14 protein-coding genes and 1 pseudogene are annotated in these 14,752 nt (G+C 36.2%); 12 read left to right on the forward strand and 3 right to left on the reverse strand.

All coding sequences use genetic code 11. The annotated features are described in order from the left end of the window. Positions 1-6 precede the first annotated feature (6 nt). Complete coding sequence (locus FDO66_RS13305) at positions 7-2,205, forward strand: YhgE/Pip domain-containing protein (protein WP_141433143.1); 2,199 nt, start codon at positions 7-9, stop codon at positions 2,203-2,205. A gap of 107 nt (positions 2,206-2,312) precedes the next feature. Here FDO66_RS13305 and yhfH read toward each other — a convergent pair whose 3' ends face one another. Further along, positions 2,313-2,450 carry a protein YhfH gene (gene yhfH, locus FDO66_RS13310; protein WP_141433181.1) on the reverse strand — a complete coding sequence of 46 codons (138 nt, stop codon included), beginning with the start codon at positions 2,448-2,450 and terminating at the stop codon, positions 2,313-2,315. A 162-nt stretch (positions 2,451-2,612) separates the two neighbouring features. Between yhfH and FDO66_RS13315 the strand changes: the two genes are divergently transcribed. The 5 genes and pseudogenes from FDO66_RS13315 to FDO66_RS13335 all read left to right on the forward strand — a co-directional run bounded on the left by FDO66_RS13315 (position 2,613) and on the right by FDO66_RS13335 (position 7,385). Then, on the forward strand, positions 2,613-3,347 hold the full coding sequence (locus tag FDO66_RS13315) for an MBL fold metallo-hydrolase (RefSeq protein WP_141433182.1): 735 nt from the start codon (positions 2,613-2,615) through the stop codon (positions 3,345-3,347). Between the two features lie 16 nt (positions 3,348-3,363). Beyond that, a complete protein-coding gene (lplA, locus tag FDO66_RS13320; protein WP_141433144.1) occupies positions 3,364-4,353 on the forward strand; it encodes a lipoate--protein ligase in 990 nt (329 codons plus the stop codon). A gap of 229 nt (positions 4,354-4,582) precedes the next feature. After that, complete coding sequence (locus FDO66_RS13325) at positions 4,583-4,990, forward strand: GNAT family acetyltransferase (RefSeq protein ID WP_141433145.1); 408 nt, start codon at positions 4,583-4,585, stop codon at positions 4,988-4,990. Between the two features lie 16 nt (positions 4,991-5,006). Then, a pseudogene (locus FDO66_RS13330) lies at positions 5,007-5,683 on the forward strand (AzlC family ABC transporter permease); the annotation flags it as partial. A 427-nt stretch (positions 5,684-6,110) separates the two neighbouring features. Continuing rightward, positions 6,111-7,385, forward strand: coding sequence for a M48 family metallopeptidase (locus FDO66_RS13335; RefSeq protein WP_141433146.1), 1,275 nt, complete (start codon positions 6,111-6,113; stop codon positions 7,383-7,385). A 159-nt stretch (positions 7,386-7,544) separates the two neighbouring features. Here FDO66_RS13335 and FDO66_RS13340 read toward each other — a convergent pair whose 3' ends face one another. After that, positions 7,545-7,781 carry an IDEAL domain-containing protein gene (locus FDO66_RS13340; protein ID WP_141433147.1) on the reverse strand — a complete coding sequence of 79 codons (237 nt, stop codon included), beginning with the start codon at positions 7,779-7,781 and terminating at the stop codon, positions 7,545-7,547. A gap of 267 nt (positions 7,782-8,048) precedes the next feature. Here FDO66_RS13340 and FDO66_RS13345 point away from each other — a divergent pair, with 267 nt between their 5' ends. Beyond that, a complete protein-coding gene (locus FDO66_RS13345) occupies positions 8,049-8,621 on the forward strand; it encodes a competence protein ComK (RefSeq protein WP_141433148.1) in 573 nt (190 codons plus the stop codon). Between the two features lie 27 nt (positions 8,622-8,648). On the opposite strand, the gene FDO66_RS13350 is transcribed toward FDO66_RS13345, so the two are convergent. Next, positions 8,649-9,035: a YhjD family protein gene (locus FDO66_RS13350; protein ID WP_141433149.1), complete on the reverse strand. Its 387-nt coding sequence runs from the start codon at positions 9,033-9,035 to the stop codon at positions 8,649-8,651. Positions 9,036-9,201: 166 nt separating this feature from the next. Between FDO66_RS13350 and FDO66_RS13355 the strand changes: the two genes are divergently transcribed. The 5 genes from FDO66_RS13355 to FDO66_RS13375 all read left to right on the forward strand — a co-directional run bounded on the left by FDO66_RS13355 (position 9,202) and on the right by FDO66_RS13375 (position 14,682). After that, entirely contained in the window at positions 9,202-11,178 is a 1,977-nt protein-coding gene (locus FDO66_RS13355; RefSeq protein ID WP_141433150.1) for a S9 family peptidase, read from the forward strand. A gap of 278 nt (positions 11,179-11,456) precedes the next feature. Then, positions 11,457-12,263 carry an LCP family protein gene (locus tag FDO66_RS13360; RefSeq protein WP_309475281.1) on the forward strand — a complete coding sequence of 269 codons (807 nt, stop codon included), beginning with the start codon at positions 11,457-11,459 and terminating at the stop codon, positions 12,261-12,263. A 166-nt stretch (positions 12,264-12,429) separates the two neighbouring features. Continuing rightward, complete coding sequence (locus FDO66_RS13365; protein ID WP_141433152.1) at positions 12,430-13,050, forward strand: TVP38/TMEM64 family protein; 621 nt, start codon at positions 12,430-12,432, stop codon at positions 13,048-13,050. Positions 13,051-13,093: 43 nt separating this feature from the next. Next, on the forward strand, positions 13,094-13,648 hold the full coding sequence (gene lepB / locus FDO66_RS13370) for a signal peptidase I (protein WP_141433153.1): 555 nt from the start codon (positions 13,094-13,096) through the stop codon (positions 13,646-13,648). 38 nt (positions 13,649-13,686) lie between these two features. Then, positions 13,687-14,682, forward strand: a complete 996-nt coding sequence (locus FDO66_RS13375; RefSeq protein ID WP_141433154.1) for a Gfo/Idh/MocA family protein — start codon at positions 13,687-13,689, stop codon at positions 14,680-14,682. The last annotated feature ends 70 nt before the right edge of the window (positions 14,683-14,752 follow it).

The raw sequence follows: 14,752 nt of genomic DNA on the forward strand, positions 1-14,752 counted from the left end.
TAAAAAGTGAAAAATCGTTTATTCATTTCGGAATTAAAAGCAATCTTCCACCATAAAATGCTGCTTATTTCGATTATTGCTATTTTATTTGTACCTATTTTATATAGCGGTATGTATTTATGGGCTTTTTGGGACCCATACGGACATCTAGATAATTTACCCGTAGCGGTTGTAAACCAAGATATAGGGGCGGAGCTTGACGGACAAAAGCTAAAACTCGGTGAAGATTTAGCTGCAAATTTAAAAAAGAGTGAGGAATTTCATTTCAGCTTTGTCGAAAAAGAATCAGGATACCGCGATTTAAAAAAACAAAATTACTATCTTTTAATCGATATTCCTAAAAATTTTTCTGAAAATGCTACCACGTTAATGGATCAAAATCCTAAAAAATTAGATTTGGTTTATGTTACGAATCCTAGCTACAATTTCATCTCCTCTCAAATAGGAAAATCCGCCATTGAGAGAATTAAAGAGGAGGTAGCAAAAAATATTACAGAAACGTATGCTCAGTCTTTATTTCAAAATATGGACGCGATGTCAAATGGACTGAAAACGGCCAGTGATGGTGCAGGACAATTAAACGATGGGGCAGCTAAACTAAAGGATGGGACGGTCACACTTTACGACAAGCTATCTCTGATAGCGGAAAAATCGATTGAGTTTGATTCTGGAGTAGCGGCAGCAGGAAATGGAACAAAGCAGCTTGTCGAAGGCACACAATCATTAACAGAAGGGCTTGGACAACTTGAAGCTGGTCACAATAAGCTTTCTTCAGCATCTGAGCAGTTAAAAGCTGGTGATGAACAAATTAGCAATGGCATTTCAAAGACAAAGGATGGACTTCAAGAAGTAAACGGAAAATTACCTGAGCTTATTCAAGGAACTGGGCAATTGCAAGCGGGGGCAACCAACCTACATAATTCTTTACAATCATGGCAGGATGGAGCAGCAAAGGCTTCTCAAGGAGCGAAGGAATTAAGTCAAGGGGCTGAAAACTTACAAACGCAATTGAATCAAATGATGCCAATGCTTGCTTCATTACCAGACGAGAACAAGCAGCAATTGATAGATGCCATGCAAAAAATCGTGGATGGAAGTATAGCATTAAGCACAAGTAATAATCAACTGGCAACTTCTGCAGGACAGCTTGCTGCAGGAGGAGGAACACTCTCTAGTCAGCTAGTCCAAGTGAACGAGGGCCAAAAGCAACTGCAATATGGATTAAATCAATTAGCAAATGGAAGTACAGAATTAGATAACGGAGTTAAGGCCCAGGTCTCAGGACAACAGCAATTTGTAGCAGGAATGTCTTCCTTTGACCAACAGTTTGCAAATGCGAAGGAAGGATCAGATCGTCTTTTATCAGGTGCGAGTGGTTTGCTTGGAGGGATGAATAAGATCACTGCTGGATCTGGGGCATTAAAAGAAGGAACAGATGAGCTTTCCAAAGGGGCAAAACAGCTTTCTGATGGGAATACAAATTTATGGAAGGGTGCGGATGAGTTAACAAGTAAGCTTCAGGAAGGGGCAAATGAAGCCTCTCAGGTTCATTCAACAAATAAAACCTATCAAATGATGGCTGAACCAGTTCAAGTGAAGAATCATAAGATAGCAGATGTACCAAACTATGGAACGGGACTAGCACCTTATTTCTTGTCGCTTGGGCTCTTTGTAGGAGCATTAATGTTTTCAATCGTTTTTCCGTTTAAAGAACCGATTGGACGTCCACAAAGTGGATTACAGTGGTTTATGAGTAAGTTTACGATATTAATAGGAGTAGGTACTCTGCAATCCTTAATTGCAACTTTTATTTTGCTTGTTTGTTTAGGGATTAAGGTACAAAGTGCTCCACTATTTATTTTATTTACCTTTATTACAAGCTTAACATTTATGGCTGTTATTCAATTTTTAGTGACTTTATTTGATAATCCAGGTCGATTTATTGCGGTCATTATCTTAATTTTTCAGTTGACGACAAGTGCAGGAACATTCCCGCTTGAGCTAATTCCGAACTTTTTACAGAAGGTGCATGCGTTTTTGCCAATGACTTATTCTGTTTCAGGCTTAAGATCGGTTATTTCAAGTGGAGATATTGGCTTTATGTGGCATAACGCAGGGTTTTTGGGGATATATGCTGTGCTCTTTATAGGAGGTACCATTATTTATTTCCATTCTCTCTACAAGCGTAGATATTCAGAAGCTTAAAAAATGAAGCTGATCCATGATCATCATAGGTTGTTTAAACTTACCGTTAGGGACTCATGATGATTGTTTGATCAGCTTTTTTTATCAAATGATAGTCTTATAATTTGTTAGTCTAGTATGGTAACCTCCAAGCAGTTTTCGCATTTATTGCCGTAACATTCATGCTGCTCCTCTATCTCACAACCACATTCTGTACATCTTTTGCGGGGCAAATGACGAAAAAATTCTAATACTTTACGCATAATTTTTTTTCCTCCAATTTGTGGTGTTTCTTGTTAAGATAATTGTAATATAACAGATGGTATTATCCAATAGTTGTTTTATGACAATTTTGTGAAAAGTGAAAAATACGGGAATCTATTATAGTATAAGTATTGATAGATTCGTTATAAATGGAGGGATTCATGTTGAAATTAACAGTTATCGGACCGTGGGGCGGCTATCCAAAAGCGAATGAAGCCAGTGCAGGCTACCTTTTGGAGCATGATGGCTATCATTTGTTAGTCGATTGCGGGAGCAGTGTCTTGTCTAAAATGCAAAATATATTGCCACCTGAAAAGTTAAATGGTGTGATCCTATCCCATTATCATGCCGACCATATTGCGGATATCGGAGTACTTCAGCATGCAAGGCTTATTCTAGGATTGTTAGGGAGGGAGCAGGAAACGCTTCCTATTTACGGACATAATGAAGATCTTGAGGAGTTTTCAAAGCTAACCTTTCAAAGCGCAACAAAAGGAATCGCCTTTGATCCACAAAAAGGATTGGATTTAGGTCCATTTAAGATTTCCTTTTTACGTACAAATCATCCAGCCATCTGTTACGCCATGAGAATAGAAGCAGAGGGAAAATCAATCGTTTATACTGGAGACACTTCCTTTAAAGAAGAGCTGATACCTTTTAGTATGGAAGCAGATCTGTTATTATGTGAATGCAACTTTTATCATAATCAAGATGGAAAAGCGGCCGGACATATGACGAGTACTGAAGCGGGCTACTTGGCACAAAAAGCGAAGGTAAAAAATCTTATACTCACTCATCTTCCGCATTTTGGCAATATTGAACAATTAATAAATGAAGCATCTATAGAATATGATGGTCCACTTTCGTTAGCTGCTTATCATAAAACGGTCATTTTGTAAAAGAGGAGTGCGATTGATGTATTTTATCGATAATCAAGGAATCACGGATCCAAGGATAAATTTAGCGATCGAAGAATATGCTTTGAAAAACTTAGATATTAATGAAACCTTTTTGCTTTTTTACATAAATGAGCCATCTATTATCATTGGCAAAAATCAGAACACCATTGAAGAAATTAATACAGATTATGTTGAAGAGAAAGGATTACATGTCGTAAGGCGCCTTTCAGGAGGCGGGGCGGTTTATCACGATTTAGGGAATCTAAACTTTAGTTTTATTACGAAAGATGACGGAGAAAGCTTTCATAATTTCCGAAAATTTACGGAGCCAGTAGTTTCCGCATTAAGAAAGCTTGGTGTAAATGCTGAGTTAAGCGGACGAAATGATATATTGGCAGAGGGACGAAAAATCTCTGGAAATGCTCAGTTTTCTACAAGAGGAAGAATGTTCAGTCACGGAACTTTATTATTTCATTCTGAAATTGAACATGTTGTTTCAGCGTTAAAGGTCAAACAGGATAAAATTGAATCAAAAGGAATTAAATCAATTAGAAGCCGCGTGGCGAATATTTCTGAGTTCTTATCAGAAGAAATGACCATTGACCAATTTAGAATAACACTTTTAAAAAATATTTTTAACGATACAAATGAAATTCCGGAATATACACTTACAGATGAGGACTGGGAAAAAATTCACCAATTATCAAAAGAACGTTATCAAAATTGGGAATGGAACTATGGGAAATCACCAAAGTTTAACCTCCAGCATTCTCATCGCTTCCCAGTAGGGCAAATCGATGTCAGATTTGAAGTCAGCAAAGGCATCATTAAAAATTGCAAAATATATGGTGATTTCTTTGGGGTTGGCGATGTCAGTGACATTGAAAATAAATTAATTGATTTAAAATATGAAAAAGAGACGATCGATTACGCATTAAAAGATGTGAATATTAAACATTACTTTGGAAATGTGACAAAGGAAGATTTTATTCATTTGTTATATTGATTGATAAAAGATTGAGTGCCTTTGATATTAAATAGTTCCGTTTTTGTGAAGAAACATTAGAAATAACATATTAATTTCAAGACCAAATTGCTATGGATTTGGTCTTTTCCTATTGCTGATATAACAGTAATTTATTCGGTTTAATGTTTGAAATAATTGAAAAAAATTCCATAAATATGTATAATTATTAATAGTTTGTTATTTTTATACAATATAGGAGGTTCTTTATATGAAATTTCGTGAGTTTACTTTGAATGATTTTGATGCAGTTACTAACCTATGGAAAAAAGCAGGATTAATTCTTTCTCGTTCTGATACATTTGAGGGAATGAAGGAAAAATTAAAAAGAGACCCAGAGTTGTTTTTTGTACTAGAGGATTCTACTCGAATTATAGGAGTAGTAATGGGTAGCTATGATGGAAGAAGAGGTTGGATTAATCATTTAGCTGTTGATCCTGAATACCAAGGAAGAAATATAGGACAGAAAATTATGGCTGAGCTTGAATTGCGTTTTAAGCAGGCAGGGTGCGAAAAGATTAATCTATTGATTGAATTGGATAATGAAAAAGTACAAGGCTTTTACAAAAAACAAGGATTTAAAAAGGATGAATTAATATTTATGGAAAAATGGATATGATTTTTCAACTTAAGTAGGTTCAAGCATTGGAATTGGCTATTTCCCTATTGCTGCTACTTTCGGTCTTTTAGCCAAATCAACTGGGTTATCACTAAGCGAAACCATTTTTATGAGTATCCTTGTATTTGCAGGTGCTTCACAATATATTTCATTAACCTTGTTAACATTGGGACTGGTGTGTTTGAAATTATCATTACGACATTTATTGTAAATATTAGACATTTTTTATTGTCTGCTTCCTTAAATGAAAAATATGAAGAATCTCATTTTTCCCCTAGAGCTTTAACTGCTTTTGGGACGGCAGATGAAGTTTTTTCAGTCGCAAGTATGCGAGAGGGGAAGGTTTCCTCCTCATACGTTTTAGGTATTATTACTATTTCTTATTCTAGTTGGGTCATTGGTTCAGGGTTAGGGCATATGTTAGGTGCCAGCTTGCCTAAAACATTGCAGGAGAGCATGTCCATTGCGCTTTATGCAATGTTTATCGGGTTACTTGTTCCATCCTTGAAAAAAGGAAGGAAGATTCTCTTTTTAGCTGCAATTGCTGCTTCCTTGCATTCTATTTTTGCGATTACTCATGTATTTTCAACAGGCTGGGCTATTGTGATATCGACATTATTGTCAGCTGTGCTTGTTGAATTAATAGGAACTTGGAAGCAGCATTTAAAGGAGGAGAAAAGTGATGAGAGTTGAAATACTTTCGATGATTATTGGTATGGCAGTTGTTACCTATATCCCAAGATTGATCCCATTTGTCGACTAAATAAAATTTAATTATAAACTTTTTCTAGCTTGGGTTTCCTAATGGTGCTCAAGCTACTTTTATTTATTATTGCAGCAATATCGTGAAAATAAAAAGTTATTCAATAAAGGGCTTGATTGTAGAACAATATATTTAAAAAATGATCAAGCTTTTTTTCATTTGTTTGGAAACGGTAAGTTCAATTACATAAAAAAGTTCTTGTTCTAAATCAATCTTTTTTCATTAAACTATTATAAGAAAGGTTGTACTTTGTGAATGGGTATAATCGTTTTGATCATGGGAAATATTGATATGATAATCTTATATACCACACAGGCTGTAGCTTTAGCATCATGTTCTAATTAGGGGGAAATACACATGGCTAGGAAGATTGGCTTTTATGGAATCATGATCTATGTTTTATATGGATTCTTTTTTTATGTCTATCTTTTTCATTTTTCAAATACTTCTATTCCGTTTGAATATGAAGGAACGAAGGCAGATCCGGCTACTTTTTTAAATGGTCGGGAGCTTGTACTTAGTGAAGACTATTCGAAAATACGAAATTTATTATTTTTCTTATCGACTCCATTTGAGTGGCTTTTTTATTTTTTAATCCTTTTGCTAGGTTTTTCAAAGATATTTCATAAATGGGCAGAGAGTTCAAGCAAATTTAAATGGCTTCATCCCTCTATTTATTTATTTTGGCTATCTTTGTTTGCCTTTATTGCGACGCTGCCTTTAAGCTATTTAAGCTATTCATTATCAAAATCGTATCATATTTCCACTCAGACTGTTTCATCTTGGGTAAAAGATGAGCTTATTGATTTTTGGATGAATTATGGAACTTTGCTTATTATCGTGTATGTTCTATTCTGGCTTATGAAAAAAAGCAAAAAGCGCTGGTGGTTCTATGCATGGGTCCTATCGATTCCATTTACACTTTTTATGATGTTTTTGCAGCCAATTGTAATTGATCCGTTGTATAACGATTTTTATCCTTTGAAGAATAAGGAGTTAGAAGCAAAAATACTAGATTTAGCGAACCAAGCACACATTCCAGCGAAGCACGTTTTTGAAGTAAATATGTCTGAAAAAACGAATGCTCTTAATGCATATGTGACGGGGATTGGGTCTAACTCGAGAATTGTTTTATGGGATACGACATTGAATCGATTAACGGATGATCAAATTTTATTTATCATGGCTCATGAAATGGGTCATTATGTAGAGAAGCATATTTATTTTGGGATTGCAGGGTATTTGTTCTTATCCCTTTTTGGCTTATATATTGTCTACAAGCTTATGCATGCAATTGTGAAAAGATGGGGGAGGGTGTTAAAAATCCCAAAAGTAGAGGATATACGATCGTTGCCTCTTTTCCTTATGCTTTTGTCCATGCTGATGTTTATTTCGAGTCCTTTGTCTAATTTAGCTTCACGCTATCAGGAAAAACGAGCGGATCAGTATGCAATCAATCTAACCAAGAATACCAATGCCGCGATAGGTTCCTTTCAAGCATTGACGAAAGCTGGCTTAAGTGAAGTCAATCCACCGATCCTCGTTAAAATTTTTCGCTATGGGCATCCAACAATGCTTGAACGTATTACTCGCCTTGAAGAATATGAGTTGCAGCATCAGAAGGACAAGTGATTTCAAGTAGACCCTTAAAAGTTTGGCGGTTTACGAATACAGATAAAATTAAACCTAATAAAATAAAATGGCCTTCTTGACGTCCGATTCAAGAAGGCTAAATTAATGCTTGTTCATTTGTCTTTTTTCCTCAATTCTTCATTTTTTCATGTTAAGCCGTTACGTTCCAAAGCGTCGTGCTAATGTACTGTAATGGTTCGACAAGTGAATGAATTTTTCCTCATTACGCTCATCAAGAGCTTGATTAATCATCTCAGTTAGCTTCTCTTTTTCAGCATTCAATTGTACCTCTGAAAGAACCATATCAATGTACAAGTCTAATACGAACGATTCTTTTCCATTCTTTTTTTTCATTACCCCGTTTTTCATTAACTCAGAATAAGATTTCTCATTCAAATGGATCACCTCGATGACTTTTTAATAGTATATGGAATTTTTCAAAGATAATCAACTGAATTTTATAAATTTTTTGATAATACTTTTAAAATGTGAAAAAATTAAGAAATTTTAATTATTAAAATTTTATAAATGGAATTGTTTGATATGATAGTCATAATTTACTATAAGGAGTTGAGTTTAAATGATTATAAAATGATCATTTTGGATCATGTTTAGATTTTTATGTCCATTTTGTAGAAAGAGAGTATTAAAGGAGTGCATTCTATGAATTCTTTTGAGAGAAAGTTAGAAGAATACGAAATCAACCCTTTTACGATGGTGATTTTACCTGTTCTGTATGAGGATTTAATTTGCTCAACCGTTTTAGAGCTGGAGGATGAGATCTTGATACCGTCTAAACCGCTCGATATTGTCAAGGCTAGTTGCAGCTATTTTGGAGTCAGCTATGAGGGGAGGAAGCAAGGAACGACGCATTTAACCGATTTTACTCACAAGGTTCCGATTGTAGTTGACTCTGCCAATACCCTCTATTTTTTTCCCACACATTCACCAGATAACCCTAAATGTATTTGGGTTGCTTCTAAGTATGTTTTTCGTTATGAACGGCTCACTGCTGTCAGTACACTTGTGACCTTTCAAAATAAACAATCAATTGAAATACCGATTTCTTTCACCTCATTTGGAAATCAAATGAAAAGGACGGCAGTACTACAAACAATGGTCTTTCAAAGAGTCGAGGAAACAAGAAAAGCTCATATTTATTTTAATCGTGACGAGAGATACGAAAAAGCCTTTGAAATGCGGACAAGCTATTGGAAGAAGCAAGGGAAAAAATGAAGGATTATTCTCAGAAGCATGTGAGCGTCATGCTTCTGCCTTGCCTTGTTCTTCAGAAGCGTATCTCTTGAAGAAATAGTATTCGAGTAGCTCTTCCACCTTATTTCGAAGACGCGGATTAAAATAATTATGATGCTCCTCGTACCCTTTGTAGAGAAACAGAAACATCGTAAAAGACTCATCACGCTTCATTTTTTGGACCTGCAGCTGATTTTTTCTCATATAGATCTTTACCTCTTTGAGATCAGCCTGGATTGCTTTCATTGTTTCTTCGATAAGATCTAAATAAGGCTGCTTTAGTTTGAATGAGCTTTGATTGATGACGGAAAGATCTCGATTTAATACAGTTAACACCATAGGCAAATAAAAAGATTGCTCCATGATTGTTCGATCTTCCTCTGGAATTCTCGTCATAGCACACATACCCTTTCAAATAATATAAGAACAAATGTTCTGTATTTATATTATATATAGAAACGACTGTTCTTACAAGTGGAAAAATTTTAAAAATAGAAAAGGGAATATATTTCTATTGTCGAAATATAAAAGGGGAAATGTTTATGAGAGAAGGGAGAATAACATGCCAGGAAAAGTAAAGATTCAGGCAGAGGATTTATACATATTGAAATCAGTCGTTGATCCACAGGTATCATCTAATGGAAGAGACTGCTTATTCGTTGAGACGACCATTAATGAAGAAAAGGATGCATATAGCTCCAACCTTTATTATGTGGATTTGGAGCAAAAAAATGAGCCTGTCCAATGGACATTTGGAAATGATCGTAATGTTTTCCCGCGCTGGTCGCCAGATGGGCAATTGATTGCCTTTATATCCAATCGTAGCGGAAAAAATCAACTGTACGTAATGAGCAAACACGGTGGAGAAGCAAGACAGCTAACCTTTCATCCGAATGGAGTCAGCCATCCATTTTGGTCACCAGATGGAACACAAATTGCCTTCAACATTGCTTTAGGAAAAGAAAGCTTTTTACACGAAACAGAAGAGAATACGAAAGAGCTGCTTCCTTTGGAAGTAGACAACATGAAGTACAAATCTAACGCCAAAGGATTTTGGGACGGGACATATACTCAGGTGGCGGTTGTTCATGTTCAAACAGGAGAACTGAATCAGATCACAAGCGGAGAGCATGATTATGAGCTGGAAAGCTGGTCCCCCGATGGAAAATACATAGCGATTGCGGTGGACTTAAGTGAGGATAAGGATTTTTCCTTTCTTCAAGATATTTATTTGTACGAGATAGACACAAAAGAATTAAAAAACGTAACAGCTGGAAAAGGGGCTTTTTATCAGGCTGCTTGGTCACCCGATGGAAACAATTTAGCAATAATCGGGCATGAAAGAGAATACGAAAATGCAACCCTTTCGAAAATTTGGATCTATGATATGGAAACAGATGCTTTAACGTGCTTAACAGATGGATGGGACGTGAATATCGGAGACTATGTCGTAGGAGATTTTCAACAGGGTGCCTCAGCACCGGGGATTCTTTGGGGAGAGGATAGCCACAGCTTCTATTTTTTAGCAACAGATCATGGAAATACCGTTGTGTATTATGGAACGGTTGAAGGAGAAATCTATCCCGCTTTACTTGATCAGCAGCATGTATATGGGTTGTCAACAGGAGGAAAGCTAGACAAAGCGGTAGTAGCGATCAGTGATCCTCTTAATCCTGGTGACTTATTTTTGTTAACTGTTGGAACTGGGGAATTAGATCAGCTAACAAATGTCAATAAAGAATTTAAGGAAAACCATGATTGGGCAGCGACAGAGCCGATTCAATTCCAGTCCAGAGATGGATGGGAGCTTTACGGCTGGATCGTAAAGCCTGCTGATTTTCAAGAAGGGGGAAAATACCCGCTTCTTCTTGAGATCCATGGAGGCCCTCATGCGATGTATGCCAACACCTATTTTCATGAATTTCAAATCCTTGCTTCGAACGGCTACGTAATCCTTTACATTAATCCAAGAGGCAGCCATGGCTACGGTCAAGAATTTGTCAATGCTGTTCGTGGCGATTATGGGGGCAAGGATTACGAAGATTTAATAGATGCAGTTGATTATGCTCTGCAGGAGTTTGATTATATTGATCCAAACCGGCTAGGAGTGACAGGTGGAAGCTATGGCGGGTTTATGACAAACTGGATCGTTGGTCATACAAATCGCTTTAAGGCTGCGGTTACACAACGTTCTATTTCGAACTGGATCAGCTTTTATGGAGTAAGTGATATCGGATATTACTTCACGGAATGGCAAATAAAAGCAGACCTAAAGGATATTGATACGTTATGGAAGCATTCGCCGCTAGCATATGTTGACAACATACAGACACCTTTACTGATTCTACATAGCGAAAAGGATTATCGCTGTCCAATTGAACAAGCAGAACAGCTGTATATTGCATTAAAAAGGCAAAGGAAAACAACGAAATTCATCCGCTTTCCTGAATCCAATCATGAGTTATCAAGAAGCGGGAAGCCCTCATTTCGAATAAAACGCTTAAATTATATAACGGATTGGTTTGAAAAATATTTGTAAAGAATATGAAATATATGACCGTAGGAGCTTTAAGCTTTTGCGGTTTTTTGTGTAAAATAAGGAATATAGTAATGAGGCGGAAACCTTTTGTGAAAAATGAGAGTCATATATTATAGAAGGTTGTAATCTTCTTCAAAGAAAGGAACTATATCATGAGAGCAGATAGACATCGAAAACATAAAAAAATAAGAAAAGTAAGATGGAAAAGGGTATTTTTTGTGCTGTTCCTTCTTTGCATAGTTATATTCGGATTTTCTTATTACCAGTTCAAACAGGGGATGAAGGAAGCGAATAAAGAAGCCGCGATCAATCAAGAAAAATATGAATTTAATGGCAAAAAAGATCAGTATGGCGGGACAAACATTCTGGTGCTTGGCAGCGATGCACGCGGAAATGAGAAATCAAGATCTGATACGATTATGATTGCTCACTACGTACCAGATCAAGATTCCTATAAAATTATCTCTATTATGAGAGATTGTTATGTCAATATTCCAGGGCATGGAAAGAATAAAATCAATGCCGCATTTGCTTTTGGCGGTCCTGAACTTTTGCGGAAGACGATTAAGGAAAATTTCAATATTGATTTACAATATTATACGATCGTAGATTTCCAAGGATTTGTACATTTAGTTGATACAGCATTTCCAGAAGGGGTCAAAATGGATGTGGAGAAAAAAATGTCTGCTGATGTAGAGCTCGAACCGGGTGTTCAAATGCTAGACGGAGAGCATTTATTAGGTTATGTGCGTTTTAGGCATGATGCTGTAGGTGATTTTGGAAGAGTTGCACGTCAACAAAAGGTTTTAAAAGAAGTTGCTGATCAAATTACAAGCGTTCAAACCGTTCCTAAACTTCCAAAGCTCGTAGGAGGAATGATTCCTTTTATAAACACGAACATGGATACTGGAGATATCCTATTCATGGGCAAGAATTTGCTAATGAATAAAAATCGAACCATTGAAACGCTGCGGATTCCAGTTGACCATTCCTTTGACAACGATAGAATCAGTGGCATTGGCGATGTTTTAACAATTGATTTAGAAGCGAATAAAGCTGCAATCGATGAGTTTTTAGGAAAGTAATGCACAAGCAAAATTTGAATGAATGACTTAGAAGAACTTTATTCTGCTATACAATAAGGTATTTCAATTATTTTTATTTGCTTTAGCGAAAGTGTACAATAGAGTAATTGAAATAAAATGAATTCTGACTATGCAGATTTGTTTTTAGAAAACAAGGAGATATTTCATGGACGTAGAAATCATAAAAACGTGGTTTACACTTGATCATATTATGGAATTGATAAACGAATACCGTTCTTTTGGTCCGATAGCAGGGATCCTATTACCGATGCTTGAATCATTTTTGCCTTTTTTACCACTGTTCCTTTTTGTGTTAGCGAATGCAAATGCATTCGGTTTATGGTTTGGATTTCTTTTTTCTTGGATTGGTGCATGTGCAGGGGCTATTTTCGTCTTTCTTCTCATTCGAAAATACGGCCAGAAAAGACTTTTGAGCTTTATTCAAAAACATAAAAAAGTACAAAAATTAATGCGTTGGGTGGAAAGTCATGGGTTTGGTCCGTTATTTATTTTACTATGCTTTCCTTTTACACCTTCAGCATTAGTCAATATCGTAGCAGGACTTTCAAAAATCAGCACTCCGCAATATGTTCTAGCGGTGTTAATCGGAAAACTAGTCATGATTTTTACGATCAGCTTTGTTGGATATGATATTCGTTCGTTAATTACTCAACCGATACGGACAGCGATAGTTGCTGTTGTTATTTTTATTTTGTGGGCTTTAGGTAAAAGAATTGAAGGAAGAATCAATAGGAAGGTTGAAAAGGAACGTCAAAGAGATTATTAATGTAGAAATAGACAAGTTTGATATGTAAAATGGAGGTTATTTTTTGAAGAAAAAGCTGAAAAGAGAAGGAATTGAATGGGTGAAGGCTTTTGGGATAGGATTTATCATCTTTGTGTTTGTACGAGCTTTTTTCTTCTCCAGTTATGTGGTTGAAGGTGAATCGATGGAGCCAACGCTTGAAAATGGAAACAAGCTTGTTATTAATAAAATTGGCTATCAAATAGGGGATTTGCACCGTTTTGATGTCATTGTCTTTCACGCCAATTCAAAAGAGGATTATGTAAAAAGAGTGATTGGGCTTCCGGGAGACAGGATTGAGTATCGTGGTGACCATTTGTATATTAATGACGTGAAAATAGAGGAACCATTTTTAAATACGTTGAGAAAAAATGATTATGGCAGTAAGCAAACGGGAGATTTTACATTAAAAGAACTAACAGGAAATGAGACGGTTCCAGAAGGACAGCTTTTTGTTATGGGAGATAATCGGTTAGTAAGCTTTGATAGCAGACAAATCGGTTTTGTGTCTTTAGAAAGAGTAGTAGGAAAAGTAAATTTAAGATATTGGCCAATGAAAGAACTGGATGCATCTTTTTAACAAGACAAAACTAACAAAAAAGAGGGAGTGGAAGACTATTGGTTAGATTCGGAGTTATCGGAACGAATTGGATAACAGATCGTTTTATTCAAGCTGCTCAAGCTGTACAGGGTTTTCAATTAACGGCTGTTTATTCAAGAACAGCAGAGAAAGCAAGTGAGTTTGCGGGAAAATATAATGTCAGTCTAATCTATACGGATTTAGAAGCGATGGCAAAGAGCAGCGAAATCGATGCTGTGTATATCGCAAGCCCTAACTCTTATCATAAAGAGCAAGCGACTATTTTTCTAAAAAACGGGGTACATGTGTTGTGCGAAAAGCCGATAGCCTCTAACACTTACGAGCTTACGGAAATGATCAAAACAGCAAAAGAACATCGAGTATTATTAATGGAGGCTTTAAAATCAACCTTTTTACCAGGCTTTCTTAATATTCAAAACCATCTATCAAAAATTGGTCCAGTCAGAAAATTTATTTCGAATTATTGCCAATACTCCTCTCGCTATGATGCATATAAGCAAGGGAAGATCTTAAATGCTTTCAATCCAGCTTTTTCAAATGGTTCATTAATGGATATCGGGATTTATTGTATTTACCCAGCTGTTGTATTGTTTGGAAAGCCAAAAGAAGTAAAAGCAAGTGGCTTATTGCTTGATTCTGGTGTGGATGGAGAAGGAAGCATTCTTCTTAAATATGAAGACAAGGAAGTCATCATTACGCATTCAAAAATAACGCAATCGTTCCTTCCATCTGAAATTCAAGGAGAAAAGGGGAGCATCGTCATTGAACAAATTAGTACACCTGAAAAGGTTCAGGTTAGTTATCGAGATGGAAAAATAGAAGATATTTCTAGCCCCCTAGAGTACGAATCCATGTATTATGAGGCAAAGGAATTTATTGAATTAATTAAGCAAGGGAAAACCGAGTCTGAGATGAATTCGTTTGAAAATTCTCTTATCACAATGGAAATTATCGAAGAAGCACGAAAGCAAATAGGACTTGCCTATCCAAGTGATGAGAAAGTAAAAGCTTAGCAGGGAAAAAACACACTCACGAACACTGACCTCCAGCTTAGTGGAGGCAGTGTTTTTTATGTGAGTCTCT

The organism is Bacillus sp. 03113 (assembly GCF_006546985.1).
Lineage (GTDB): Bacteria > Bacillota > Bacilli > Bacillales > Cytobacillaceae > VATK01.